Source organism: Streptococcus periodonticum, assembly GCF_003963555.1.
GTDB classification, from domain to species: domain Bacteria; phylum Bacillota; class Bacilli; order Lactobacillales; family Streptococcaceae; genus Streptococcus; species Streptococcus anginosus.
In genome coordinates this window covers 261,588-286,737 of record NZ_CP034543.1, presented here as the reverse complement: position 1 = coordinate 286,737, position 25,150 = coordinate 261,588, and the positions used below count along the sequence as shown (strand labels likewise).

At 40.8% G+C, this 25,150-nt stretch carries 23 protein-coding genes, 1 tRNA gene and 2 rRNA genes; 7 read left to right on the top strand and 19 right to left on the bottom strand.

Annotation, left to right across the window (positions count from 1 at the left end):
- Position 1: 1 nt before the first annotated feature.
- Both EHW89_RS01480 and EHW89_RS01475 read right to left on the bottom strand, forming a co-directional pair.
- The gene (locus tag EHW89_RS01480; protein ID WP_126466476.1) at positions 2-1,441 is read right to left on the bottom strand and encodes an NCS2 family permease; all 1,440 of its coding nucleotides are present in this window, start codon (positions 1,439-1,441) and stop codon (positions 2-4) included.
- A 118-nt stretch (positions 1,442-1,559) separates the two neighbouring features.
- Complete coding sequence (locus EHW89_RS01475; protein WP_049508691.1) at positions 1,560-2,159, bottom strand: DUF1361 domain-containing protein; 600 nt, start codon at positions 2,157-2,159, stop codon at positions 1,560-1,562.
- 106 nt (positions 2,160-2,265) lie between these two features.
- Here EHW89_RS01475 and EHW89_RS01470 point away from each other — a divergent pair, with 106 nt between their 5' ends.
- From EHW89_RS01470 to serS, 6 genes are all read left to right on the top strand, one after another.
- Positions 2,266-3,078, top strand: a complete 813-nt coding sequence (locus EHW89_RS01470; RefSeq protein WP_003025986.1) for a Cof-type HAD-IIB family hydrolase — start codon at positions 2,266-2,268, stop codon at positions 3,076-3,078.
- A 476-nt stretch (positions 3,079-3,554) separates the two neighbouring features.
- The gene (locus tag EHW89_RS01465) at positions 3,555-4,544 is read left to right on the top strand and encodes a PTS sugar transporter subunit IIB (protein ID WP_004344531.1); all 990 of its coding nucleotides are present in this window, start codon (positions 3,555-3,557) and stop codon (positions 4,542-4,544) included.
- A 17-nt stretch (positions 4,545-4,561) separates the two neighbouring features.
- On the top strand, positions 4,562-5,365 hold the full coding sequence (locus EHW89_RS01460; RefSeq protein ID WP_003033793.1) for a PTS mannose/fructose/sorbose transporter subunit IIC: 804 nt from the start codon (positions 4,562-4,564) through the stop codon (positions 5,363-5,365).
- A 19-nt stretch (positions 5,366-5,384) separates the two neighbouring features.
- Positions 5,385-6,296, top strand: coding sequence for a PTS system mannose/fructose/sorbose family transporter subunit IID (locus EHW89_RS01455; RefSeq protein WP_003033774.1), 912 nt, complete (start codon positions 5,385-5,387; stop codon positions 6,294-6,296).
- Positions 6,297-6,383: 87 nt separating this feature from the next.
- A complete protein-coding gene (locus EHW89_RS01450) occupies positions 6,384-6,755 on the top strand; it encodes a DUF956 family protein (RefSeq protein WP_126466475.1) in 372 nt (123 codons plus the stop codon).
- A 213-nt stretch (positions 6,756-6,968) separates the two neighbouring features.
- Entirely contained in the window at positions 6,969-8,246 is a 1,278-nt protein-coding gene (serS, locus tag EHW89_RS01445; protein WP_126466474.1) for a serine--tRNA ligase, read from the top strand.
- A 40-nt stretch (positions 8,247-8,286) separates the two neighbouring features.
- Here serS and EHW89_RS01440 read toward each other — a convergent pair whose 3' ends face one another.
- From EHW89_RS01440 to EHW89_RS01375, 14 genes are all read right to left on the bottom strand, one after another.
- Positions 8,287-8,946, bottom strand: coding sequence for a VTT domain-containing protein (locus tag EHW89_RS01440; RefSeq protein ID WP_126466473.1), 660 nt, complete (start codon positions 8,944-8,946; stop codon positions 8,287-8,289).
- Positions 8,947-9,058: 112 nt separating this feature from the next.
- Positions 9,059-9,829, bottom strand: a complete 771-nt coding sequence (locus tag EHW89_RS01435; protein ID WP_049508699.1) for an acetyl-CoA carboxylase carboxyl transferase subunit alpha — start codon at positions 9,827-9,829, stop codon at positions 9,059-9,061.
- On the bottom strand, positions 9,826-10,689 hold the full coding sequence (gene accD, locus EHW89_RS01430; protein ID WP_049517085.1) for an acetyl-CoA carboxylase, carboxyltransferase subunit beta: 864 nt from the start codon (positions 10,687-10,689) through the stop codon (positions 9,826-9,828). The genes EHW89_RS01435 and accD overlap by 4 nt, the downstream gene beginning before the upstream one ends.
- Positions 10,690-10,709: 20 nt before the next feature.
- On the bottom strand, positions 10,710-12,077 hold the full coding sequence (locus EHW89_RS01425; protein ID WP_004224972.1) for an acetyl-CoA carboxylase biotin carboxylase subunit: 1,368 nt from the start codon (positions 12,075-12,077) through the stop codon (positions 10,710-10,712).
- Between the two features lie 16 nt (positions 12,078-12,093).
- Positions 12,094-12,516: a 3-hydroxyacyl-ACP dehydratase FabZ gene (gene fabZ, locus EHW89_RS01420; RefSeq protein WP_003043557.1), complete on the bottom strand. Its 423-nt coding sequence runs from the start codon at positions 12,514-12,516 to the stop codon at positions 12,094-12,096.
- Positions 12,513-12,992, bottom strand: coding sequence for an acetyl-CoA carboxylase biotin carboxyl carrier protein (accB, locus tag EHW89_RS01415; RefSeq protein WP_004224978.1), 480 nt, complete (start codon positions 12,990-12,992; stop codon positions 12,513-12,515). Before accB ends, fabZ begins: the two co-directional genes overlap by 4 nt.
- Positions 12,993-14,225 carry a beta-ketoacyl-ACP synthase II gene (gene fabF / locus EHW89_RS01410; RefSeq protein WP_003033777.1) on the bottom strand — a complete coding sequence of 411 codons (1,233 nt, stop codon included), beginning with the start codon at positions 14,223-14,225 and terminating at the stop codon, positions 12,993-12,995.
- 62 nt (positions 14,226-14,287) lie between these two features.
- Positions 14,288-15,022: a 3-oxoacyl-[acyl-carrier-protein] reductase gene (gene fabG, locus EHW89_RS01405; protein WP_022527105.1), complete on the bottom strand. Its 735-nt coding sequence runs from the start codon at positions 15,020-15,022 to the stop codon at positions 14,288-14,290.
- Positions 15,023-15,024: 2 nt separating this feature from the next.
- Positions 15,025-15,951 carry an ACP S-malonyltransferase gene (gene fabD, locus EHW89_RS01400; RefSeq protein ID WP_126466472.1) on the bottom strand — a complete coding sequence of 309 codons (927 nt, stop codon included), beginning with the start codon at positions 15,949-15,951 and terminating at the stop codon, positions 15,025-15,027.
- Positions 15,944-16,918 carry an enoyl-[acyl-carrier-protein] reductase FabK gene (gene fabK, locus EHW89_RS01395; RefSeq protein ID WP_119005788.1) on the bottom strand — a complete coding sequence of 325 codons (975 nt, stop codon included), beginning with the start codon at positions 16,916-16,918 and terminating at the stop codon, positions 15,944-15,946. The genes fabD and fabK overlap by 8 nt, the downstream gene beginning before the upstream one ends.
- Before the next feature lie 263 nt (positions 16,919-17,181).
- Positions 17,182-17,406, bottom strand: coding sequence for an acyl carrier protein (locus EHW89_RS01390; protein WP_003026017.1), 225 nt, complete (start codon positions 17,404-17,406; stop codon positions 17,182-17,184).
- 53 nt (positions 17,407-17,459) lie between these two features.
- Entirely contained in the window at positions 17,460-18,434 is a 975-nt protein-coding gene (locus tag EHW89_RS01385; protein WP_126466471.1) for a beta-ketoacyl-ACP synthase III, read from the bottom strand.
- The gene (gene fabT, locus EHW89_RS01380; protein ID WP_126466470.1) at positions 18,434-18,868 is read right to left on the bottom strand and encodes a fatty acid biosynthesis transcriptional regulator FabT; all 435 of its coding nucleotides are present in this window, start codon (positions 18,866-18,868) and stop codon (positions 18,434-18,436) included. Before fabT ends, EHW89_RS01385 begins: the two co-directional genes overlap by 1 nt.
- A gap of 91 nt (positions 18,869-18,959) precedes the next feature.
- Entirely contained in the window at positions 18,960-19,751 is a 792-nt protein-coding gene (locus EHW89_RS01375) for an enoyl-CoA hydratase (protein ID WP_003033087.1), read from the bottom strand.
- A gap of 167 nt (positions 19,752-19,918) precedes the next feature.
- Between EHW89_RS01375 and EHW89_RS01370 the strand changes: the two genes are divergently transcribed.
- Positions 19,919-21,268 (top strand): aspartate kinase, encoded by a 1,350-nt coding sequence (locus tag EHW89_RS01370; protein WP_126466469.1) that lies wholly within the window; start codon positions 19,919-19,921, stop codon positions 21,266-21,268.
- Between the two features lie 615 nt (positions 21,269-21,883).
- Here the strand turns inward: EHW89_RS01370 and EHW89_RS01365 are convergent.
- The 3 genes from EHW89_RS01365 to EHW89_RS01355 form a co-directional block, all read right to left on the bottom strand.
- Positions 21,884-21,957 (bottom strand) — tRNA-Asn (locus EHW89_RS01365).
- A gap of 5 nt (positions 21,958-21,962) precedes the next feature.
- A 5S ribosomal RNA gene (rrf, locus tag EHW89_RS01360) occupies positions 21,963-22,078 on the bottom strand.
- A gap of 87 nt (positions 22,079-22,165) precedes the next feature.
- Positions 22,166-25,066 (bottom strand): 23S ribosomal RNA (locus EHW89_RS01355).
- Positions 25,067-25,150: the final 84 nt, after the last annotated feature.

The following is a 25,150-nucleotide window of genomic DNA, read 5'->3' as shown; positions in this document are numbered from 1 at the left end:
ATTAAGCCAAAGCTAGACTGATAAAGTTTAGGATAAACAAAGCATCCAATACCCAGATAATAGGGTGGACTTCCTTGGCTTCACCTTTGATGATTTTCACAAAAGCATACATGATAAATCCTGCGGCAATACCATGAGTAATACTATAAGTAAAGCCCATGAAAACGGATGTAAAGAATGCTGGTACTGCTTCTGATAAATCGTCCCATTCAATATCTTTCATGCTAGAGAGCATCATAATTCCCACAATGATAAGAATAGGTGCTACCGCTACTGTTGGTACAATAGCAAGAAGTGGACTAAAGAAACTTGACACAGCAAACAAAGCTGCAACGACAAGCGCTGTCAAGCCAGTACGACCGCCCGCTTCAATTCCAGCTGCACTTTCTACATAAGTCGTAACATTTGAAGTCCCTGCAATCGCGCCAATAGTTGTCCCAACCATGTCTGAGAATAATGCCTTATCCATTTTAGTTTGAAGGCCAGACGAATCTTTAGCAGCTTCTTCATCTGCAATGTTAAAGATGCCCGCTTTGCGCCCTGTACTGATCAACGTTCCGATGTTATCAAAAATATCTGTTAATGAAAAGGCCAAAATAGCAAGAAGCACTTCTGGAATGCGAGAAGGTTTTGCAAATAAAGCTAACAAACCGTTTTTGCCTAAAGCTGCACCAAAAATCTTTCCTAAATCCTGAACAGCAGCACCGATATTATTGGAAGCAAAATTGATTTTTGAAAGGTCTACAACTCCCACCAAAATGGCTACGATCGTGGTTGCTGCAATGGAGAGAACAATCCCTCCGCGAATGCGTTTGAGAACAAAGAAAATGGTGATGAAAATTCCAAACAAAGCTACAAGAACAGCTGGGTTGTTAAAATCTACCAAGCCCGGTGTTGCCATTCCATTGGCTGTAATAGCCGCTTGTGCCTTATCAGCACCTTTTCCTGTAACGCTATAAGTTCCCGGATCGATTGAAAATTTCAAAAGTCCTGCTTTTTTCACTCCGATATAAGCTAGGAAAATCCCAATCCCACCAGAAATAGCGTATTTCAAACTCTCTGGAATTGCATGAATAATGATTGTGCGAACCTTGGTCAACGTGACAATAATACTGATAATCCCACAAAGGAAAACCATGGCAAGTGCTTCTTGCCAAGTATACCCCAGTGCAAACACAACGGTATAAGTAAAGAAAGCATTCAGTCCCATACCAGGTGCCTGAGCGTAAGGAATGTTGGCATATAAAGCCATCATCAGCGTCCCTGCAACAGTCCCAATGATGGTCGCCAAGAAAACACCTTGTGCTGGCATGCCTGTTTGACTGAGCATTTCAGGATTGACAAAGAGAATATAACTCATTGCAAAGAAAGTGGTTAAACCAGCAAGAACTTCTGTACGAACAGTCGTACCGTTCTCTTTTAGTTTAAAAAACTTGTCCATTTTTCAAATCTCCTTAAATTTTACGAACGATAATAGATATAATATCACAAAACATTCACGATTTCAACAGAAGTTTTAAAAACAAACAAATTAATTCAATGTTTTATACAGAAAATCTTTATTTAGAGTGATTTTTACTCAAAAAGACCAAGGACATGATTTGAATAAAGGTAAACCCTAAAATGAATAACAGGCGCTCCCTCTGCAAAGCAGCTGCCAACCGCTCAAAGACTAACGTAGGATGGCTGACTAAATCCCAAGAATTGAGCCGATCATAGCGACCAATGTAAATTGCGAGACTCGATAAAAATGAGACGGCTCCAATAACCAAATATTCCAGCCACCATCTGAGCTTCAAATAGCCAGAAATCAAATTCCAGCTCTCTATTCCGCACAGAACCCCGAAGAAAATACTTGGAACAAAGGCCATAAAAAGATGCAGACTTTCTCGGTTCCACAAGGTGTCACTCACCCAGTGCATGTGTACCAAGTCCGTAATCATATAGAACGTATTGGGATAAAACACCAGCCAAAGAATTGCTATAGGCAAGAAAAACCATTTTTTCTTAAATTGAATGGCTAGAAAAGCCGCATCATAGGCAACCAAAGCTAGAAACATATTCCAAATCAAATCTGGACCTTTTGTCAAAATTCCTTCAGCATAAATGATAGCAGAAATAATCGCAAAGAAAATATGAATGATAATTGTTTTACGCATACTCGATTTCCTCCTTCGTTATATAAGAAAACATTATATCACAAATTCTGCACTTTCATCTTAAAATCTGCTATAATAGAAAACAGCACAAATGAAAGAGTAGACTATGACAAAAAAAGTAATTGCAGTAGATTTAGACGGAACCTTGCTCAATTCTGACAGCAAACTATCTGAATTTACAAAAGAAACAATTAAAAAAATTTCTAAAAAAGGACATCATGTTGTCATCACAACCGGACGCCCTTATCGAATGGCACGGGAATTTTATAAAGAATTGGAACTACACACTCCAATGATCAACTTTAATGGCTCTTTGACCCATATTCCGGAGAAAAAATGGCAACAGGAAAGATGTATCACTTTAGATAAAGAATATCTATTAGACATTGTCAAAAGGAAGGAAGAGATTGAAGCAGACTTCATTGCTGGAGAATATCGAAAGAAATTTTATATCACAGCCCCCAATGAAACGATTGCCGACCCGAAATTATTTGGTGTGGAGTCTTTTCAACCTGAAAATCAATTTAATCCAGAATTAGTGACTAAAAATCCCAACTGTATCCTCTTGCAAACGCATGCCAATGATAAATACGCTTTAGCGGATGAGTTGAATCAATTTTATCAACAACAATTATCTATCAACACTTGGGGCGGTCCGCTCAATATTCTTGAATGCACTCCAAAAGGCGTCAACAAAGCTTTTGCTTTGAAATATTTATTAGAGGTTCTGAACGTGGAGCGAAAAGATTTGATTGCTTTTGGTGACGAGCACAATGATACAGAGATGTTAGCTTTTGCCGGTACTGGCTATGCCATGAAAAACGCTAGCCAAACACTTCTTCCTTACGCAGATGAGCAACTACCGCTGACCAATGATCAAGACGGAGTCGCTCATCAATTATTGAAACTATTTTTATAATGAGACTTAGAGTTGGACAGATTTTCTGCCTGACTCTTTAATATTTACACGTAATCTTCCCAGATTTCATTTTTCTACGACTGATTGTGCACTAGCAATCATGGGGCGGTCTCATCAGCTGTTGATTTTCAATTATTTCCTATCAGTTTATTTATGCTATAAATTGAATATTATAAATTTTGTTTTTTAAATTTAAAATGTTTCTAGATTTTTTATTGATTTTCCTCTTTCTTATTTAATAATTCATGTAGATAGAATTATTTTTTCAAAATTTTCATTATTTTTCCAATCGTTTTTCAAGGTTAATATATTGTTTAAATGGCTAGTTTTGTCCGTTTACAATCTGTCAAAAATATGAAAGATTTTGATTTTTTTAGCTCAAACTATTGCATTTTTCATGAAAACGTTTTATACTTAAGTAGTCTTAAATTTTTCTTAAACTTAAGTCAAACATTTTATAAGGAGGAAAGACAATAATGAGTATCGGAATCATTATTGCAAGCCATGGTGAATTTGCTGCGGGTATTCATCAATCAGGTTCTATGATTTTTGGTGAGCAAGAAAAAGTTCAAGTTGTAACTTTTATGCCAAACGAAGGTCCTGATGATTTGTATGCTAAGTTCAATGACGCTGTGGCTGCTTTTGACGCGAACGATGAAGTTCTAGTTTTGGCTGACCTTTGGAGTGGCTCTCCATTTAACCAAGCTAGCCGCGTAATGGGTGAAAATCCTGACCGTAAGTTCGCGATCATTACAGGTTTGAATCTGCCAATGTTGATTCAAGCTTATACAGAACGAATGATGGATGCCAATGCTGGCGTTGACGCTGTTGCCGCAAACATCATCAAAGAAGCCAAGGACGGAGTGAAAGCTCTTCCTGAAGAACTAAATCCTGTAGCTGAGGTAGCAAGTGCACCGGCTGCACCAACTGCTCAAGCTGCCATTCCAGAAGGAACCGTTATCGGCGATGGCAAGTTGAAAATCAATCTTGCTCGTATCGATACACGTCTTCTTCACGGTCAAGTTGCAACTGCTTGGACACCAGATTCTAAAGCAGACCGTATCATCGTTGCTTCTGACTCCGTATCAGCTGATAAACTTCGTAAAGAGTTGATCAAACAAGCTGCTCCTGGTAATGTCAAAGCAAATGTTGTCCCAATTGACAAATTGATTGCGGTAGCAAAAGACCCTCGTTTTGGTAACACACATGCACTAATTCTTTTTGAAACTCCTCAAGATGCACTCCGTGCTGTTGAAGGCGGTGTCGATATCAAAACACTCAATGTTGGCTCAATGGCTCACTCAACTGGTAAAACAATGGTCAATAACGTTTTGTCAATGGACAAAGACGATGTTGCAACCTTTGAAAAATTGCGTGACCTCGGAGTGGAATTTGACGTACGTAAAGTACCAAATGACTCCAAAAAAGATTTGTTTGACTTAATTAAAAAAGCCAACGTTCAATAATGGAAAGGATTTAGAATATGTCAATTATTTCTATGATTTTAGTGGTCTTCGTTGCCTTTCTTGCTGGACTCGAAGGAATCTTGGACCAATTTCAATTCCACCAACCACTTGTTGCTTGTACCTTGATTGGTCTTGTAACAGGACACTTGGAAGCAGGTGTCATCCTTGGTGGTACACTTCAAATGATTGCTCTTGGTTGGGCAAACATTGGTGCTGCCGTTGCTCCTGATGCTGCACTTGCTTCTGTAGCATCTGCAATCATCATGGTACAAGGTGGCGACTTCACTGATAAAGGTATCAGTTTCGCTTATACAACTGCTATCCCTCTTGCAGTTGCAGGTCTCTTCCTTACAATGATTGTTCGTACAATTTCAGTAGGTCTTGTTCACGGTGCTGATGCTGCTGCTAAAGAAGGTAACATCGGCGCTGTAGAACGTACTCACTTAGTTGCACTTCTTCTTCAAGGTCTTCGTATTGCTATTCCTGCTGCTCTTCTTCTTGCAGTTCCAACATCAGTTGTTCAAGGTGTCTTGAATGCTATGCCTGCTTGGTTGTCAGGTGGTATGGCTGTCGGTGGTGGTATGGTCGTTGCCGTTGGTTACGCTATGGTTATCAACATGATGGCAACTCGCGAAGTATGGCCATTCTTTGCTATCGGTTTTGCACTTGCAGCTTTATCAAACCTTACTCTTATTGCTATGGGTACTATTGGTGTCGCAATTGCCTTGATTTACATCAACCTTTCTAAAAAAGGCGGAAATGGTGGTGGCGGTTCTGCTACATCAAATGACCCAATTGGTGATATTTTAGAAGACTACTAAGAAAGGAGCTACTAATACCATGACAGAAAAAATTCAATTATCAAAATCAGATCGTCAAAAAGTTTGGTGGCGTTCAACTTTCTTGCAAGGTTCTTGGAACTATGAACGGATGCAAAACTTAGGTTGGGCGTACGCACTTATCCCAGCTATCAAAAAACTTTACACTTCTAAAGAAGACCGTGCTGCGGCTCTTGAACGTCACTTGGAATTCTTTAATACTCACCCATACGTAGCTGCTCCTATCATTGGTGTGACACTTGCCCTTGAAGAAGAAAAGGCTAACGGTGCTGAAATTGACAACACTGCTATCCAGGGGGTTAAAATCGGTATGATGGGACCTCTTGCTGGTATCGGTGACCCAGTCTTCTGGTTTACCGTTCGTCCTATCCTCGGTGCTCTTGGTGCCTCACTTGCTATGGCAGGTAACGTGATGGGGCCAATCCTCTTCTTCGTACTTTGGAATCTTATCCGTATGGCCTTCTTATGGTACACTCAAGAACTTGGCTACAAAGCTGGTTCTGAAATTACAAAAGACATGTCAGGTGGTATTCTTCAAGACATCACCAAAGGAGCTTCAATCCTCGGTATGTTCATCATCGCCGTTCTTGTTGAACGTTGGGTAAACATTGCCTTTACGGTAGGACTTCCTTCTAAGACTTTGTCTAAAGGTGCTTACATTGAATTCCCTAAAGGAAATGTTACTGGTCAACAATTACATGATATCCTTGGTCAAGTAAATAGTGGTCTTGGACTTGATAAAATACAAGCTCAAACACTTCAAGGACAGTTAGATGCTTTAATTCCTGGCTTGATGGGCCTTCTTCTTACATTTCTATGCATGTGGTTACTTAAGAAAAAAGTTTCTCCAATCACAATTATCATCGGTCTCTTCATCGTTGGTATTGTGGCACGCTTCTTCGGAATTATGTAAACAACAAAAAGAAGGTTTCGGCCTTCTTTTTTATTGACAATAAATGTGCTATAATAGGTAGGATAATAGATAAAACGAGGATTGAACATGGCACAGTCACAAAATACAAAAATTGAATTTCAAACAACGGGGACTTCTTATCTGGGAATTGGAGGGAAAGTTGGTAAATTCTTAGTGGGAGATAAAGCGCTCGAGTTTTATGCCGATGCCAATGTCGAAGACTACATTCAAATTCCTTGGGATACTATTCATCAAATCGGTGCCAATGTGTCTGGCAAACGAATTAGTCGTCATTTTGAAGTCTTTACCAATAAAGGAAAATTCCTTTTCGCTTCAAAAGATGCTGGAACTATTTTGAAATACGCTCGAAATCATATCGGCAATGAAAAGGTCGTTAAATTACCGACACTGATTCAAACAATTGGTCAATTTTTTAAAAATCTATTTGCAAAAAAATAAGAATTCTTGTATAATCATAGGAAACGGATAAGTAAATCTAGTATCTCTTTCAGAAAGTCTGCGGCAGCTGTGAGCAGATAGGGAGCTAGCTTGAAATTCTACCGTGATACTAATTTCATAAACAATCAAGTGCACTTATGTGAAGTTGGATGGAACCGTGGCTCTGCCACTCCAACACTTTCCATAAGTGTATTTTTATTTAAGGAGGTTCTGATGTTAGATATTAAACGCATTCGCACAGATTTTGATATCATCGCAAAAAAACTAGCTACTCGTGGCGTTGACGCTGCAACACTTGATAAAATGAAAGAGTTTGATAGCAAACGCCGTGAACTCTTGGTCAAGGTTGAAAATTTAAAAGCAGAGCGTAACACGGTTTCAGCAGAAATTGCCCAAGCGAAACGTAATAAAGACAATGCTGATGATAAAATTGCTGCCATGCAAAAATTATCTGCTGAAATTAAAGCATTAGACGCAGAGTTAGCAGAAATTGACGCTACATTAACCGAGTTTACAACGACTTTGCCAAATATTCCTCACGATAGTGTGCCGGTAGGTGCTGACGAAGACGATAATGTAGAAGTTCGCCGTTGGGGGACGCCACGTGTGTTTGACTTTGATGTAAAAGCTCACTGGGATCTTGGTGAAAATCTTGATATTCTCGACTGGGAACGCGGGGCAAAAGTAACCGGTGCTCGCTTCCTCTTTTACAAAGGATTAGGAGCTCGTCTAGAACGCGCTATTTATAATTTCATGTTAGACGAGCATCAAAGAGAGGGCTACACAGAAGTCATCCCTCCTTACATGGTTAATCACGATTCTATGTTTGGGACTGGTCAATATCCAAAATTCAAAGAAGATACGTTTGAATTGAGCGATACAAATTACGTTCTCATTCCAACTGCTGAAGTTCCTTTGACAAACTACTACCGAGGGGAAATTTTAGACGGAAAAGACTTGCCAATCTACTTCACAGCCATGAGTCCGTCTTTTCGTTCTGAAGCTGGTTCTGCCGGTCGTGACACCCGTGGTTTGATTCGTTTGCATCAATTCCACAAAGTAGAAATGGTCAAATTTGCCAAGCCAGAGCATTCTTATGAAGAATTAGAAAAAATGACCGCTAATGCGGAAAATATCCTGCAAAAGTTGAATCTTCCTTACCGTGTCGTTGCACTTTCTACAGGGGATATGGGCTTCTCTGCAGCGAAGACCTACGACTTGGAAGTCTGGATTCCAGCACAGAATACCTACCGTGAAATTTCTAGCTGTTCCAATACCGAAGATTTCCAAGCTCGTCGTGCCCAAATCCGTTACCGTGACGAAGCAGATGGCAAGGTCAAACTCCTACACACGTTGAATGGATCCGGTCTTGCAGTTGGTCGTACCGTTGCAGCTGTTCTTGAAAATTATCAAAATGAAGACGGCTCTGTCACTATTCCAGAAATTCTTCGTCCATACATGGGCGGTGTGAAAGTGATTGCTCCAAAATAACATAAAAACTCTGAGATTTTCAAATCATCTCAGAGTTTTCTTATCTCTTCATTTGATTGTTTCGCTTTTTAATCATTGCACTTCGAACCACACTTATCACAGTTGGGAGTAAGGTGACAATGACAATTCCCAAAATAATAGCTGAAAAATGAGTTTTCACAAAGGGAATATTCCCAAAAAGATATCCTGCCCCTGTCGCAATCAAAGACCAAGACAAAGCAGCGATAAAAGCTCGTTTCAGAAAAGAATGAACAGGGAATTGACTAATGCCTGCTACAAAAGGCACAAAGGTACGAATAATGGGAATATAGCGTCCTAAAATAATAGAAGTAGAGCCATGTTTTTCAAAATACACTTCTGCTTCTTTGATATTTTCTTCTTTTATCAATTTACTGAAAAATTTATAATGTACAAAACGATAACCCAAGGTTCTGCCAATGAAGAAATTACAGGTATCACCGACAAAAGCTCCCACAAAAAATAGAAGCATAAAAAGTAGAACATTAAAATGCATTGCTGGATTAGCTGATAGAGCGCCTGCAGCAAAAAGTAAGCTGTCTCCCGGCAAGAATGGAAATACTACCGCAGCTGTCTCAATAAAAATCACCAAAAACAAAATCAAATACGTCCAGCCACCTACAGCATGAGCAATATTATAAATGTGTGCATCAATATGCAAGATAAAATCAATAATAAACATCTCTTCTCCTTTTGTCCATTCTCTATTATAGCAGAAAATATTACAGAAAAGCGGATTTTAAAAATAAAAAAACAGAAGTGAACGGTACAAGCTAATCCACTTCTGATTTTTATTAGTATTTTCGAAATCGTTGGTAACGTGCTTCTAAAAGTTGTTCAAGTGGTAGTTGAGACAAATTTGCTAATTCAGCGACTATTTCTTGTTTCACAGCATACAATAAATCTTGATTGCTGAGTCCTGCTTCTGGAATCACCTTGTCCACTACTCCCATATCAAGAAGCTCATGAGAAGTGATTTTCATGAGTTCTGCAGCTTCCATAGCACGACTGCCGTCTTTCCACAAGATAGAAGCAAAACCTTCGGGACTAAGCACCGCGTAAATTGAATTTTCTAGCATCCAGACCTTGTCTGCAACAGCTAAAGCTAGTGCTCCTCCAGAGCCACCCTCACCGATAATAATAGCAATAATCGGCACCTTTAAATCACTCATTTCGAGCAAATTACGCGCAATAGCTTCTCCTTGACCGCGCTCTTCAGCACCGACTCCTGGATAAGCACCGGCTGTGTTGATAAACGTAACGACAGGACGACCAAATTTCTCTGCCTGCTTCATCAAGCGAAGTGCCTTTCGATAACCTTCTGGATGAGGTTGCCCAAAATTCCGTTGCAAATTATCCTGTAGATTGCGTCCTTTTTGAATCCCAACAACGGTGATGGGCTGACCATCTAAAGTTCCGATTCCACCGATAACCGCTCCGTCATCTCGAAAAGAACGATCGCCATGTAATTCAATAAAATTCTCGCAAATTCCTTGTGCAAAATCCAAAGCTGTCAACCGCGCCTGATCTCGTGCTTCTTTAATAATTCGAGTAATATTCGTCATTGTTTACCTCCATGGAAAGCCAAGAGCATTGCAATGGTGGAGCGCAATTCCAAGCGCTTGACAATGGCATCAACAAAACCATGCTCAAGCAAAAATTCCGCCTTTTGAAAGTCATCTGGCAATTTTTCACGAACAGTTGTTTCAATTACTCGGCGGCCTGCAAAGCCAACAAGCGCTTGCGTTTCAGCCAAAATGATGTCTCCTTCCATGGCAAAAGAAGCCGTCACTCCACCCGTTGTCGGGTCTGTTAAGATCGTCAAATAAAACAAGCCAGCATTAGAATGGCGTTTCACAGCAGCGGAAACCTTTGCCATTTGCATCAAACTCATAATGCCTTCTTGCATGCGAGCGCCACCAGAAGCTGTGAACAAGGTGACTGGCAACTGATGTTCTGTAGCATATTCAAAAAGACGAGTAATTTTTTCACCAACAACCGTTCCCATAGAAGCCATGATAAAATTGGAATCCATGATCCCCAGTGCAGTTTTTTGACCACCGATTGTCGCAATTCCTGTTAGTATCGCTTCATCCAAACCTGTTTTTTCACGGACAGTTCTTAATTTTTCACGATATTTAGGAAACTTCAAGGGGTCTGATGTTTCAATTCCTGTAAATAATTCCTCAAAACTATTGGCATCTACCGTTAAATTGAGGCGTTCAAAAGCTGAAATACGAAACGTATAGCCACATTGCGGGCAAATCCGTTCACTTCCTAAATCTTTTTGGTAAATGATATGCTTACATCCTGGACATTTTGAAAACAGTTCATCCGGAAACTCTGGTTTCACTTGAGGTTTCTCACGACTGGAACGGTTTGGATTGATCCGAATATACTTATCCTTTTTGGAAAACAAAGCCATGACTTATATCCTTTACTCCTCTACTTTTTCTTTTGATAAGCTGGTAAAAATTTCTCCATAAGAAAAGCTGTATCATAATCGCCAGCAATGACATGTGGGTCTGAAATCAAATCTAACTGAAAACCGCTATTTGTCACAACGCCGTCGATTTCTAATTCATAGAGCGCACGCTGCATTTTCATTAATGCATCAAAGCGATTTTCACCATGAACAATAATCTTGGCAATCATGCTGTCATAATACGGCGGAATCGTGTAGCCAGGATAAACTGCAGAATCCACACGCAACCCCACTCCCCCACTCGGTAGATAGAGATTGGAAATCTTTCCCGGACTTGGTGCAAAGTTAAATGCAGGATTTTCTGCATTGATTCGGCATTCAATCGCGTGACCTGTTATATGAATATCTTCTTGGTTAAAAGGCAGCTCTTGCCCCGCAGCAATTTTGATTTGCTCCTTAACAATGTCCACCCCCGTTACAAATTCCGTTATCGGATGCTCCACTTGGACACGAGTATTCATTTCCATGAAATAAAATTCTCTTTTGCCTTCATCAAATAAGAATTCAATCGTTCCAGCGTTTTCATATCCGACAGATTTTGCAGCTCGAACAGCTGCTTCCCCAATCTTCTGACGAAGCGTTTTGCCAATCGCAACCGACGGACTTTCTTCCAGCACTTTTTGATTATTTCTTTGAAGTGAACAATCGCGCTCGCCTAAGTGGACAACATGACCATGTTGGTCAGCCAAAATTTGGACTTCAATATGCCGAGCCGGATAAATAACCCGCTCCATATACATGGCGCCATTTCCGAAAGCCGCCTTGGCTTCACTAGAAGCCGATTCAAAAGCAGCTACTAAATCTTCTGCTTTTTCAACCTTCCGAATGCCTTTGCCACCACCGCCAGCAGAAGCTTTCAACATGACTGGATAGCCGATTTTTTCTGCAACTGCAAGTGCTTCGTCTGACGTATGAACTTCGCCATCAGAACCTGGGATTACAGGCACATTAGCCTTAATCATCTGAGCACGCGCATTGATTTTATCACCCATTAAATCCATTACCGCTCCAGAAGGACCGATAAATTTAATACCAACTTCCTCGCACATGGTCGCAAATTTAGAATTCTCACTCAAAAAACCAAAGCCTGGATGAATCGCCTCTGCTCCAGTCAAAACTGCAGCAGAAAGAACCGCATTCATATTGAGATAGGATTCCGTTGACTTTGCTGGACCTATACAAACCGCTTCATCCGCCAGTAAAGTATGGAGAGCTTCTTTGTCAGCAGTAGAATAGACTGCTACTGTCGCAATCCCTAACTCTCTAGCTGCCCGAATAATTCTGACCGCAATTTCCCCACGGTTGGCAATTAAAATCTTACGAAACATGGTGAAATCTCCTTTTTTATTGTCCGAGGGCAAAAGTTAAAGTACCACTCGCTGCCAACTTCCCGTCAACTTCTGCTTTCGCTTCCACAACCGCAATGGTGCCACGACGCTTCACAAACTTCGCTGTCATGATGAGCTGATCACCAGGAACAACTTGTTTTTTAAATTTCACCTTGTCCATTCCGGCATAAAAGACCAATTTCCCCTTATTTTCCTCCTTGGACAATTCCAAAACACCGGCTGTTTGAGCTAAAGCCTCCATAATAAGAACTCCCGGCATGACAGGATATTCAGGGAAATGTCCGTTGAAAAAAGGCTCATTGATTGTGACATTTTTAAGCGCTACAATCTCATCTTCTTTTACTTCCAACACACGATCAACCAACAGCATAGGGTAACGATGTGGAAGAGCTTCTTTTATCGCATTGATATCAATCATTTAATCCGCACCAAACCTTTCCCAAATTCGACCATTTCTTCATTTTGGACAAGGATTTCTGTCACAATACCGTCTTTAGGTGATGGTACTTCGTTCATCACTTTCATGGCCTCAATAATCATCAAGGTTTGCCCTTTCTTCACTTGGTCGCCAACAGAAACAAAAGAAGGTTTATCAGGACCTGAAGCAAGATAAGCAACTCCAACCAATGGACTTTCTACTACATCGCCTTCAGCTATGGGTATTTCTGGACTAATGGTTTCCTCCACAATTGGAGGAACAGTTGGCTGGGTAACTTCGACTTGTGAAACAAGATTGGTGTTCACTGTTGAATCCTCTGCAGAAGGAGCAATTGATTCAACTGTTCTTTCATTTTTACTGAACGTTAATTCATCACTTTGATTTTTATAAGAAAATTCACGCAGACTTGATTGGTCAAATTGAGCCATCAAATCTTTGATTTCATTGATATTCATTTAAGCCTCCCAGCGCTTGAATGCAAGTACAGCATTGTGCCCACCAAAGCCAAAGGTATTTGAAATCGCATACGGAATATCATGTTCTTGCCCTTGACCATAGATGACATTCGCCTCGATATCATCTGAAAGTTCTTGCGTTCCTGCAGTCATCGGTACAAAGTTATGACGCATTGCCTCAATCGTTGCAATAGCTTCTACTGCACCAGCTGCACCAAGAAGGTGACCTGTGAAAGATTTCGTAGAAGAAACTGGTACTTCTTTTCCAAGAACACTAACAATCGCTTGACTTTCACCTTTTTCATTGGCTTGTGTGGAAGTCCCGTGAGCATTCACATAGGCAATGTCTGAAGGTTGTAATCCTGCTTCTTCAATGGCTAGTTTCATAGCTTTAGCAGCCCCTGTACCAGCTGGTGATGGTGTTGTCATGTGATAAGCGTCACAAGTATTTCCATATCCCACAATTTCTGCTAAAATCGTTGCCCCACGTTTTTCAGCATGTTCTAGGCTTTCAATTACCAAAACACCTGCACCTTCTCCCATTACAAATCCATTTCGATCTTTATCAAATGGAATAGATGAACGTTTTGGATCTTCATTTGTGGACAGAGCTGTAAGAGCTGCAAAACCGCCGATGCCAATTTCGTTGATAGAGCATTCAGAACCACCTGCTAAAATAACATCTTGAAAACCAAATTTGATTTCACGGAATGCCTCTCCAATAGCATCATTAGAAGACGCACAAGCAGTTGTAATAGATTTACATACCCCATTAGCTCCCACACGAATAGCGATATTTCCAGCTCCCATATTTGAAAGTGCTTTAGGAATGAAGAGCGGTTGGATACGATTGGCTCCTCTTTCATGCATTCGGATAATTTGATCTTGCAATTCTTTTAAGCCACCAATCCCACTAGATACAATGACACCAAATCGATCATGGTCAACTGTCTCGGTATCTAGATGAGCATTTTCTAACGCTTCTAAAGCTGCATGAATGGCATAAATAGAATACATATCCATACGATTTTTGTCTTTTTTAACAAAATGTTTTTCTAGCGGGAAATCTTTAATTTCTGCTGCATTATGTACACCAATCACACTAGGATCAAAATTCGTAATTGGACCAATACCAATCTTCCCTTCTTTTAGACTATCCCAAAACTCTTCGGGTGTGTTTCCAATAGGTGAAGTTACTCCATATCCTGTTACAACAACTCGATTTAGTTTCATTTCAAACTCCTTTATTAAGAAAATATATCACATGCTTAAAACTCGTACGTTTTAGTCATCTTCTACCTCATGGTTAACCCGCCATCAATGGCAATGACTTGCCCAGTTAAATACTCTTGACGAGCTAGAAAGGCTGCCACTTCTGCCACTTCGTTGGTATTCCCAAAGCGTTTCATTGGAATTTGTGCTAACGTAGCTTCTTTCACTTTATCAGACAAAACATCGGTCATATCTGACTCAATCATACCTGGCGCAATAGCATTCACTCGTACATTGCGAGCTGCTACTTCACGCGCTACAGACTTAGTAAATCCAATCAGTCCAGCCTTAGAAGCCGCATAGTTTGCTTGACCGACATTGCCAATCAAACCAACCACACTTGATACATTGATAACAGCACCTTGACGAGCTTTCGACATTGGCTTCAAAACCGCTTTAGTCATATTAAAAGCACCAACAAGATTCACTTTCAAGACCTGTTCAAAATCTTCCTCTGTCAATTTTAGCATGAGTTTATCTTTTGTAATCCCTGCATTATTGACTAGAATATCCACGCTTCCAAGTTTTTCGATAGCTTCTTCTACCATCCGCTTAGCATCCGTGCTATCTGACACATCACCAGAGATAGAAGCCACTTGTACACCATAATCTGAAAATTCAGAGACGAGCACCTCATCAATCTCACGGCGACCGTTTAAAACAATGTTGGAACCTAGACTTGCAAACTTATGTGCCATTGCAAGACCAATTCCACGTGTTGAACCAGTTATAAAAACATTTTTACCTTTCAGTTCCATACCTATTCCTTATTTTCTAGAAGAGTAGATAAACTTCTAACATCTTCAACGTGAGCAACCTTTGCTGATTTATCAATTTTTTTAACAAAACCAGAAAGAACCTTACCTGGACCAATTTCAATAAAATTAGTTACACCAGCTTTTTGCATCGTTGCAATACTATCATAAAAACGAACTGGTTCCATAACTTGACGAGTTAAGAGTTCCTTAATTTGTCCTTGTTCCATGACAGTTGCTTTGGTATTGCCTACCAAAGGAAGTTTGAAATCAGCAAATTCAACTGTTTCTAAAACTTTTACCAGTTTATCACTTGCAGGTTTTAGCAAAGCTGTATGAAATGGACCAGAGACATTCAAAGGGATGAGACGCTTAACACCAGCTTCTTTTAACAATTCCACAGCTTTGTCAACCGCTTCTGCTTCGCCACCAATGACAATCTGACTAGGCGTATTGTAGTTTGCTGGTGATACAATTCCCAGCTGGCTTGCCTTTTGACAAGCTACTTCAATTGTAGCTAAATCAGCATTTAAAACCGCAACCATTTTACCAGAGCCAGCAGGAACTGCTTCTTCCATAAAAGCACCACGTTTCGCAACCAAAGCAACCGCTGTTTTAAAATCCAAAGCACCTGCTGCTACCATGGCAGAGTATTCCCCAAGAGAAAGGCCTGCTACCATATCAGCTTGCATTTCTTTTTCTTGCAATAATCGGTAAATAGCAACCGAAGTGGTTAAAATTGCTGGCTGAGTATGGCGTGTCTGGTTGAGCTTTTCTTCCTCATTATCTATCAGATATCGTAGATCATAGCCCAATACTTGACTTGCTTCATCATAGGTTGCCCTCACTACATCAAACTGATCGTAAAGGTCACGAGCCATTCCCAGATACTGAGCACCCTGACCTGCAAATAGAAAGGCTGTTTTAGTCATTTCTAGTTACTCCTGCCCAACGGCTAGCTTCTTTTTGGATTACCTCTGCTGCACCGTAGTAAATATCTTTTAAAATTTCTTCAACTGTTTCTTCCTTGCTGACAAGCCCCGCAATTTGTCCTGACATGACAGAACCATGTTCAACATCACCGCGAACAACTGCATTTGCAAGAGCGCCAGCTCCTAAATTCTCAAAAACAGTTAAATCAGGATTTTCTTGCTTAAAAGCATCCTTTTCTGCTTGGTCAAATTCTCTAGTTAGTTTATTTTTCAAAGCTCGTACCGCATGACCAAAATGTTGAGCAGAAATAGTGGTATCAATATCCCGAGCTTTCAAAATCATATTTTTATAATTTTGGTGCGCATTTGACTCTTTTGCAACGACGAAACGTGTTCCCACTTGAACAGCCTCTGCACCAAGCATAAAGCCTGCAGCTGCACCGCGACCATCTGCGATTCCACCCGCTGCAATCACAGGAATATCAACTGCTTCAACTACCTGACGAACCAAAGTCATGGTGGTTAATTTTCCAATATGCCCACCTGCTTCCATTCCTTCAGCAATGACTGCATCTGCACCAATTTTTTCCATTCGCTTAGCCAATGCTACACTTGGAACTACTGGAATGACTGTAATACCTGCGTCGTGGAAACGAGCCATATATTTACTTGGATTTCCTGCACCAGTTGTCACAACCTTGACACCTTCTTCAATCACTAAGTCAACAATATCTTCCACAAACGGTGACAACAGCATGATATTCACGCCAAAAGGTTTGTCTGTCAATGACTTAATTTTATCAATATTAGCTTTGACAACTTCTTTCGGTGCATTACCACCACCGATAATGCCAAGACCTCCCGCTTTAGAAACTGCACCAGCCAAGTCACCATCAGCAACCCAGGCCATCCCACCCTGGAAAATAGGATATTTAATATTTAACAATTCTGTAACACGTGTTTGCATAATACCTTCCTTTATATTGCTTAAGTAATGGCTCAATCCTTTCAGTTCAAGCACTTGTATACTTTGAAAATCAAACTATTACCTAAACAAGAGGGAGTGAAACATGCCATCCAACTATAGATTTTATTGTTCCACCCCAGCAAAATCAACTGTCTCTTGCTCTTTTCTCAAAAGAAAATCGGTTATACAGTCAACTTTACTGCCTACCTCAATACCTTTTTCAAAAGAGGGCGAGAATCTTATCTCAGCCCCGTTTCATCTTTTTATTTTGTTTTTTCTTCAACGTAGGCAACTAAGTCACCAACTGTGTTCAATCCTTCTTCGGTTTCGATTTGAATATCGAATGCATCTTCAATTTCTGAGATAACTTGGAACAAATCCAATGAATCTGCGTCAAGATCATCAAAAGTTGACTCAAGAGTAACTTCTGAAGGTTCTTTACCAAGTTCTTCCACAATAATTTCTTGTACTTTTTCAAATACTGCCATGATAGACTCCTTTAAAAATAAATATTTATATTCATGTGTTTACCACATAATAACTAAATTGTAACAATAAGTGTGCCCCATGTCAAACCTCCACCGAATCCTGACAGCAAAACTGTTTGACTGCCATCAAGGTGAATGAGTCCTTTTTCAGCACACTCAGATAAAAGAATTGGAATGCTCGCTGCACTCGTATTCCCATATTCCATCATATTTGCAGGAAGTTTTTCCCTTGTTACACCAATCTTTTTCGCCATTTTATCTAAAATACGAATATTGGCCTGATGTAATAGTAAATAGTCAATATCCTCCACTTGAATATCACTGGATTCAATCGTATTTTTTATAGATTTTGCCACATCTCGAACAGCAAAATCAAAAATTTTTCGACCATCCATTGTCAAATATGGTGCCGCCTCTTCCTTTTCAGAATAAGGTGAAGATAAACCAACTTTACCACAAGTCAAGCTTTCCCCACGCGAACCGTCTGTATATTGACTTTCAGCTAAAAAATGCTGCTGCTCTGAGCTCTCTAGCAAAACACCACCAGCACCATCACCGAAAAGAACCGCAGTTGAACGATCAGACCAGTCAAGGACTTTTGATAAGGTTTCACTTCCTATAACAAAACCCTTCTGGTAACGACCTGAAGAAATCAACTTTTCAGCTGTTGATAAAGCAAAGATAAATCCACTACAAGCCGCTGTTAAATCAAAGGCAAAAGCATGATTTGCACCAATATTTGCCTGAACTCGTGCAGCCGTTGAAGGCATCATAGAGTCTGGGGTGATAGTTGCCACAATGATAAAGTCTAGCTCATCTGCATGGATATTCGCCTTTTTCAACAATTGTTCTGCCACCTTGGTAGCCAAAACACTCGTTGATTCTATTTGTGATAAATGACGACGCTCTATTCCTGTTCGACTTGAAATCCATTCATCGCTCGTATCCATTATTTTTGCCAAATCATCATTTGTAACTACCTGACTTGGAGCATAATGAGCAACTTGACTAATTTTAGCATAGTTCATTATTTCAAATCCTCTAAAAAATGATACAGATTAGTCAGACCTTTTCCCATGACCTTCATCTCTTCAGCATCCATTCCTTCAATGATTCTTTCAACCATTCTCTTGTGAAATCTTCTGTGCAAGCGATAAATCAGGCGACCATTTTTTGTCAAATTCAGATGAACGACACGACGATCAACTTCTGAACGTGTCCGTTCAATATAGCCTTTTCTTTCAAGGTTATTTAAACTAGTTGTTACGGTTCCTAATGTCACCATCAATTCCTTTGCTACGCGACTAGGAGTCGCATTGGGATTTTTTCCAACAACATCAATCGTGTGCATTTCTTTGATAGAGATATCTTTGAAGCGACTGCCTCTCAAACTAGATTCTTCAATAACCAATACATTATTGAAAATAGATGTTAAATAATCATTGACTAATTGGTAATTCAAAAATCTATCCTCCTCTAACAAAAAACTTTCAACATCAAAACATTTGACTAAAAAAGTATATCAAATATCAAATTAAATTGCAACTACTTTTTTACTTCCCAGAAAATTTTGGTCGACGCTTCTCAGCATAAGCTCGCACCCCTTCTTTGAAATCTTCTGTGAAAGCCAATGTCTTCTGCAACTGTAGTTCGAGTTTTGCATACTCATCCCAACCAGTAAACAAACTCTTCCATACCAATTCTTTAATAGCACGATAAGAATTAAGTGAATGACGTTTCAACTTCTTAATCACTTGATTCGTTGTAGTTTCTAACTTTTCAACTTCACAAACTTTATACAAAAGACCATAATTTAAAGCTTTTTCTGCGTTTAACGGTTCACCTGTCATTGCTAATTGAGTTGCTCTCGTCACACCAATCGCTCTAGCAAGTAAATATAGACCACCCGCATCAGGAGCAAGACCTACTCCCACAAAAGCTTGAATAAAACGAGAACGATCCGTTGCAATACAGAAATCCGCGGCGACTACCATATTAGCTGCTGCACCAGCGACTGGCCCATCTACACTCATAACGACCGGCTTAGATAATTGTTTCATTGAGTAAGAAATTTCATTGACCAATTCAGCAATTTTGACCAAAGACTGAATATCATCTGCCTCCACCGCTCGTTGCATTTCTGCCAAATCACCGCCAACAGAAAATACTTTCCCATTTGCATTGATGAGCAAAATTTGGATTTCTTCATCTTCAGAAGCCATTTTTATCGCTCTTAAAATTTCTTCACACATGGGAACATTAAACCCATTGGAAACCTCTGGGCGATTCAAAGTCAATGTTGCAACACCGTCATTAACGTTATATAAAATATTTTCAAATTGCATTTAATTGCCTCCGACAATTATTTTCTTTGTCAATTAAATTATTTGAATATCAAATAATATGGTTACATTCTAACATAAAATATTTGCTTTAGCAAGTAAGCACAAGTAAATTTGAAAAGATTTCAGAATTTTGCTATAATTTAAACAATCAGCCTATAGGAGAATTTATGAAAGTTGTTAAATTTGGAGGAAGTTCACTTGCCTCTGCTGGTCAATTAGAAAAAGTATTACAGATTATAAAAGCTGATCCTGAACGTCGATTCGTGATTGTCTCTGCGCCTGGGAAGAGAAGCACTCAGGATACAAAGGTAACAGATGCCCTCATTAAATATTATAGAGACTATGTTGCTGGTAATGACGTAACAAAGCACCAACAATGGATTATTCAGCGTTATCGAGATATGGCGTTAGAACTGCAGCTCAAACCAAATATTCTAGAAAGAATTTCAAAAAGTTTCCAAAAGCTCGCAAGCCTTCCTATCGAAAATAATAAGTTCTTGTACGATACTTTTCTTGCTGCAGGTGAAAATAATAATGCGAAACTTACTGCAGCCTATTTCTCCCAAAATGGGATAAATGCACGTTATGTTCATCCCAGAGAAGCAGGACTTATTGTGTCCAGTGAACCAGGAAATGCGCGACTTCTCCCCTCCAGTTATGATAAAATCGAAGAATTAAATGAAGCTGATGAAGTATTGATTATACCAGGATTCTTTGGAGTAACAAAAAACGACCAGATTTGCACCTTTTCACGTGGTGGGTCTGATATTACTGGCTCTATTATTGCTGCAGGTGTAAAAGCTGATCTTTATGAAAATTTTACAGATGTTGATGGTATTTTTGCAGCACACCCTGGCATTATCCACATGCCACACTCCATTCCAGAATTAACTTATCGCGAAATGCGCGAATTAGCTTATGCAGGTTTTACTGTATTACATGACGAAGCACTCATTCCAGCTTACCGTGGGAAAATTCCACTCGTTATTAAAAATACAAATAACCCTACTCATCCTGGTACAAAAATTGTTTTAAAGCACAGCAACAGGGACTTCCCTGTAGTAGGTATTGCTGCAGATGCCCATTTCACCAGTATTAACATGTCTAAATACCTCATGAACCGTGAAATCGGTTTTGGTAGAAAAGTTCTGCAAATATTGGAAGATCTAAATATCCGCTGGGAGCACATGCCTACCGGTATCGATGACTTATCTATTATTCTTCGGGATCGTGAGTTAACCCCCATTAAAGAGGAAGAAATTCTTCGTCAATTAAGACAAAAATTAGAAGTTGACCACGCAGAAATCGAACATGATCTCTCAATCATTATGATTGTCGGTGAAAAAATGAAAAGTCACATCGGTTTGACTGCTACCGCAACTAAAGCACTGTCAGATAATCACATTAATATCCAAATGATTTCCCAAGGATCTAGTGAAGTTTCTATCATGATTGTTATCAATTCCGAACAAGAAAAAGCAGCTATAAAAGCACTGTACAAAGCTTTTTTTGAATAAAAATTGAGAGTCTAGGTAAAAATTCATAAAAATAGTCAAAAAGCTTAAAATCAAGTTAATTAAAAGGTTGATTTTAAGCTTTTTTCGCTATAAGCGATTATTACACTTTGACCATGAATTGAGTTTTTGCTCAGCCACTTGCATTATATTAACCCCAAAATCTTGATGTAGTAGCTGATGATAAAAGCAACAGAATAGGGTAGGTAGGAGTACGAACTAAAAATTTTCAAATTTTGATTGATTGCTATGCGTAATCTCCCCAGAGTGTATTATTTATAGGTGAACTCGTCAGGCATCTCACCTGGAAATCTATTACAAAATATAATCATCCATGAGCAGTCTAAAAACCAAACAATCTTAATTTGATTAAGATAATACAATCCTCTCGATAAATGAAACAGTGTAACTCATTCTCTAAAAATGAAAATTTTAAAAAAATACATTCTCATTGCTTTGAACATAAAAAAAAGAGAATGAACTTCGTCCTCTGCTTTTCATCAACCAAGAGCCTGAATTAGTGTTATAAATAATAATTTTAACCCGAGATTCTGCATTCTATTTTAAAAATAGCAAAAAAGAAACCCGATTATATCAGGGTTTCTAATCATGTATCAACTCCGGCAGTAGGACTCGAACCTACGACATCATGATTAACAGTCATGCGCTACTACCAACTGAGCTATGCCGGATAAATGCTAAGCGACTACCATATCTCACAGGGGGCAACCCCCAACTACTTCCGGCGTTCTAGGGCTTAACTTCTGTGTTCGGCATGGGTACAGGTGTATCTCCTAGGCTATCGTCACTTAACTGCTGAGTATCTAACACACTCAAAATTGAATAACGTCTCAAATACTACAGGCTAAACCTTGCGCTGCTTCTCAATGAATTTATTTCTCGGATAAGTCCTCGAGCTATTAGTATTAGTCCGCTCCATTGCTCACACAACTTCCACTCCTAACCTATCTACCTGATCTTCTCTCAGGGCTCTTACTAACATAACGTTATGGGAAATCTCATCTTGAGGTGGGTTTCACACTTAGATGCTTTCAGCGTTTATCCCTTCCCTACATAGCTACCCAGCGATGCTCTTGGCAGAACAACTGGTACACCAGCGGTAAGTCCACTCTGGTCCTCTCGTACTAGGAGCAGATCCTCTCAAATTTCCTTCGCCCGCGACGGATAGGGACCGAACTGTCTCACGACGTTCTGAACCCAGCTCGCGTGCCGCTTTAATGGGCGAACAGCCCAACCCTTGGGACCGACTACAGCCCCAGGATGCGACGAGCCGACATCGAGGTGCCAAACCTCCCCGTCGATGTGAACTCTTGGGGGAGATAAGCCTGTTATCCCCAGGGTAGCTTTTATCCGTTGAGCGATGGCCCTTCCATACGGAACCACCGGATCACTAAGCCCGACTTTCGTCCCTGCTCGAGTTGTAGCTCTCGCAGTCAAGCTCCCTTATACCTTTACACTCTGCGATTGATTTCCAACCAATCTGAGGGAACCTTTGGGCGCCTCCGTTACCTTTTAGGAGGCGACCGCCCCAGTCAAACTGCCCGTCAGACACTGTCTCCGATAGGGATCACCTATCCGGGTTAGAGTGGCCATAACACAAGGGTAGTATCCCAACATCGCCTCCATCGAAACTGGCGTCCCGATCTCTTTGGCTCCTACCTATCCTGTACATGTGGCACAGACACTCAATATCAAACTGCAGTAAAGCTCCATGGGGTCTTTCCGTCCTGTCGCGGGTAACCTGCATCTTCACAGGTACTAAAATTTCACCGAGTCTCTCGTTGAGACAGTGCCCAAATCATTACGCCTTTCGTGCGGGTCGGAACTTACCCGACAAGGAATTTCGCTACCTTAGGACCGTTATAGTTACGGCCGCCGTTTACTGGGGCTTCAATTCATACCTTCGACTTACGTCTAAGCACTCCTCTTAACCTTCCAGCACCGGGCAGGCGTCACCCCCTATACATCATCTTACGATTTAGCAGAGAGCTGTGTTTTTGATAAACAGTTGCTTGGGCCTATTCACTGCGGCTGACTTTAAGCCAGCACCCCTTCTCCCGAAGTTACGGGGTCATTTTGCCGAGTTCCTTAACGAGAGTTCTCTCGATCACCTGAGGCTACTCGCCTCGACTACCTGTGTCGGTTTGCGGTACGGGTAGAGTATAAATTAACGCTAGAAGCTTTTCTTGGCAGTGTGACGTCACTCACTTCGCTACTAAACTTCGCTCCCCATCACAGCTCAATGTTACAGATAGAAGCATTTGACTCCTATCACACCTCACTGCTTAGACGTGCTCTTCCATTCGCACGCTTGAGTTAGCCTACTGCGTCCCTCCTTCACTCTATACTCTAGTACAGGAATCTCTACCTGTTGGCCATCGGATACACCTTTCGGTCTCTCCTTAGGTCCCGACTAACCCAGGGCGGACGAGCCTTCCCCTGGAAACCTTAGTCTTACGGTGGACAGGATTCTCACCTGTCTTGCGCTACTCATACCGGCATTCTCACTTCTATGCGTTCCAGCGCTCCTCACGGTACACCTTCACCACACATAGAACGCTCTCCTACCATCCCCTAAAGGATCCACAGCTTCGGTAAATTGTTTTAGCCCCGGTACATTTTCGGCGCAGGGTCACTCGACTAGTGAGCTATTACGCACTCTTTGAATGAATAGCTGCTTCTAAGCTAACATCCTAGTTGTCTGTGCAACCCCACATCCTTTTCCACTTAACAATTATTTTGGGACCTTAGCTGGTGGTCTGGGCTGTTTCCCTTTCGACTACGGATCTTAGCACTCGCAGTCTGACTGCCGACCATAATTCATTGGCATTCGGAGTTTATCTGAGATTGGTAATCCGGGATGGACCCCTCACCCAAACAGTGCTCTACCTCCAAGAATCTTTCTGTCGACGCTAGCCCTAAAGCTATTTCGGAGAGAACCAGCTATCTCCAAGTTCGTTTGGAATTTCTCCGCTACCCACAAGTCATCCAAGCACTTTTCAACGTGCCCTGGTGCGGTCCTCCAGTGAGTTTTACCTCACCTTCAACCTGCTCATGGGTAGGTCACATGGTTTCGGGTCTACATCATGATACTATGCGCCCTCTTCAGACTCGGTTTCCCTACGGCTCCGTCTCTTCAACTTAACCTCGCATCATAACGTAACTCGCCGGTTCATTCTACAAAAGGCACGCTCTCACCCATTAACGGGCTCGAACTTGTTGTAGGCACACGGTTTCAGGTTCTCTTTCACTCCCCTCCCGGGGTGCTTTTCACCTTTCCCTCACGGTACTGGTTCACTATCGGTCACTAGGGAGTATTTAGGGTTGGGAGATGGTCCTCCCAGCTTCCGACGGGATTCCTCGTGTCCCGCCGTACTCAGGATCCTGCTAGGTATAAAGATTATTTAAAATACGAGGCTCTTACTCTCTCTGGCAACCCTTCCCAAGGTCTTCTTCTATAATCTTTAAGTCCACATCGCAGTCCTACAACCCCGAGAAGTAAACTTCTCGGTTTGCCCTCTTACCCTTTCGCTCGCCGCTACTCAGGCAATCGCTTTTGCTTTCTCTTCCTGCAGCTACTTAGATGTTTCAGTTCACTGCGTCTTCCTCCTCATATCCTTAACAGATACGGGTAACAGGTATCTACCTGTTGGGTTCCCCCATTCGGACATCCCTGGATCTACGCTTACTTACAGCTCCCCAAGGCATTTCGTCGTTTGTCACGTCCTTCTTCGGCTCCTAGTGCCAAGGCATCCACCGTGCGCCCTTACTAACTTAACCTTATTTTTGACCTCTCAGTCATATACTCATTAATATTCACAGCGTTTTCGGTTTATTTTCTTGTTACTATTTGATATCGTTATT

Excerpts from the sequence above, each read along its gene's own strand:
- EHW89_RS01480 (WP_126466476.1), bottom strand. The coding sequence starts at position 1,441 with ATGGACAAGTTTTTTAAACTAAAAGAGAACGGTACGACTGTTCGTACA.
- EHW89_RS01475 (WP_049508691.1), bottom strand. The coding sequence starts at position 2,159 with ATGCGTAAAACAATTATCATTCATATTTTCTTTGCGATTATTTCTGCT.
- EHW89_RS01470 (WP_003025986.1), top strand. The coding sequence starts at position 2,266 with ATGACAAAAAAAGTAATTGCAGTAGATTTAGACGGAACCTTGCTCAAT.
- EHW89_RS01465 (WP_004344531.1), top strand. The coding sequence starts at position 3,555 with ATGAGTATCGGAATCATTATTGCAAGCCATGGTGAATTTGCTGCGGGT.
- EHW89_RS01460 (WP_003033793.1), top strand. The coding sequence starts at position 4,562 with ATGTCAATTATTTCTATGATTTTAGTGGTCTTCGTTGCCTTTCTTGCT.
- EHW89_RS01455 (WP_003033774.1), top strand. The coding sequence starts at position 5,385 with ATGACAGAAAAAATTCAATTATCAAAATCAGATCGTCAAAAAGTTTGG.
- EHW89_RS01450 (WP_126466475.1), top strand. The coding sequence starts at position 6,384 with ATGGCACAGTCACAAAATACAAAAATTGAATTTCAAACAACGGGGACT.
- serS (WP_126466474.1), top strand. The coding sequence starts at position 6,969 with ATGTTAGATATTAAACGCATTCGCACAGATTTTGATATCATCGCAAAA.
- EHW89_RS01440 (WP_126466473.1), bottom strand. The coding sequence starts at position 8,946 with ATGTTTATTATTGATTTTATCTTGCATATTGATGCACACATTTATAAT.
- EHW89_RS01435 (WP_049508699.1), bottom strand. The coding sequence starts at position 9,829 with ATGACGAATATTACTCGAATTATTAAAGAAGCACGAGATCAGGCGCGG.
- accD (WP_049517085.1), bottom strand. The coding sequence starts at position 10,689 with ATGGCTTTGTTTTCCAAAAAGGATAAGTATATTCGGATCAATCCAAAC.
- EHW89_RS01425 (WP_004224972.1), bottom strand. The coding sequence starts at position 12,077 with ATGTTTCGTAAGATTTTAATTGCCAACCGTGGGGAAATTGCGGTCAGA.
- fabZ (WP_003043557.1), bottom strand. The coding sequence starts at position 12,516 with ATGATTGATATCAATGCGATAAAAGAAGCTCTTCCACATCGTTACCCT.
- accB (WP_004224978.1), bottom strand. The coding sequence starts at position 12,992 with ATGAATATCAATGAAATCAAAGATTTGATGGCTCAATTTGACCAATCA.
- fabF (WP_003033777.1), bottom strand. The coding sequence starts at position 14,225 with ATGAAACTAAATCGAGTTGTTGTAACAGGATATGGAGTAACTTCACCT.
- fabG (WP_022527105.1), bottom strand. The coding sequence starts at position 15,022 with ATGGAACTGAAAGGTAAAAATGTTTTTATAACTGGTTCAACACGTGGA.
- fabD (WP_126466472.1), bottom strand. The coding sequence starts at position 15,951 with ATGACTAAAACAGCCTTTCTATTTGCAGGTCAGGGTGCTCAGTATCTG.
- fabK (WP_119005788.1), bottom strand. The coding sequence starts at position 16,918 with ATGCAAACACGTGTTACAGAATTGTTAAATATTAAATATCCTATTTTC.
- EHW89_RS01390 (WP_003026017.1), bottom strand. The coding sequence starts at position 17,406 with ATGGCAGTATTTGAAAAAGTACAAGAAATTATTGTGGAAGAACTTGGT.
- EHW89_RS01385 (WP_126466471.1), bottom strand. The coding sequence starts at position 18,434 with ATGAACTATGCTAAAATTAGTCAAGTTGCTCATTATGCTCCAAGTCAG.
- EHW89_RS01375 (WP_003033087.1), bottom strand. The coding sequence starts at position 19,751 with ATGCAATTTGAAAATATTTTATATAACGTTAATGACGGTGTTGCAACA.
- EHW89_RS01370 (WP_126466469.1), top strand. The coding sequence starts at position 19,919 with ATGAAAGTTGTTAAATTTGGAGGAAGTTCACTTGCCTCTGCTGGTCAA.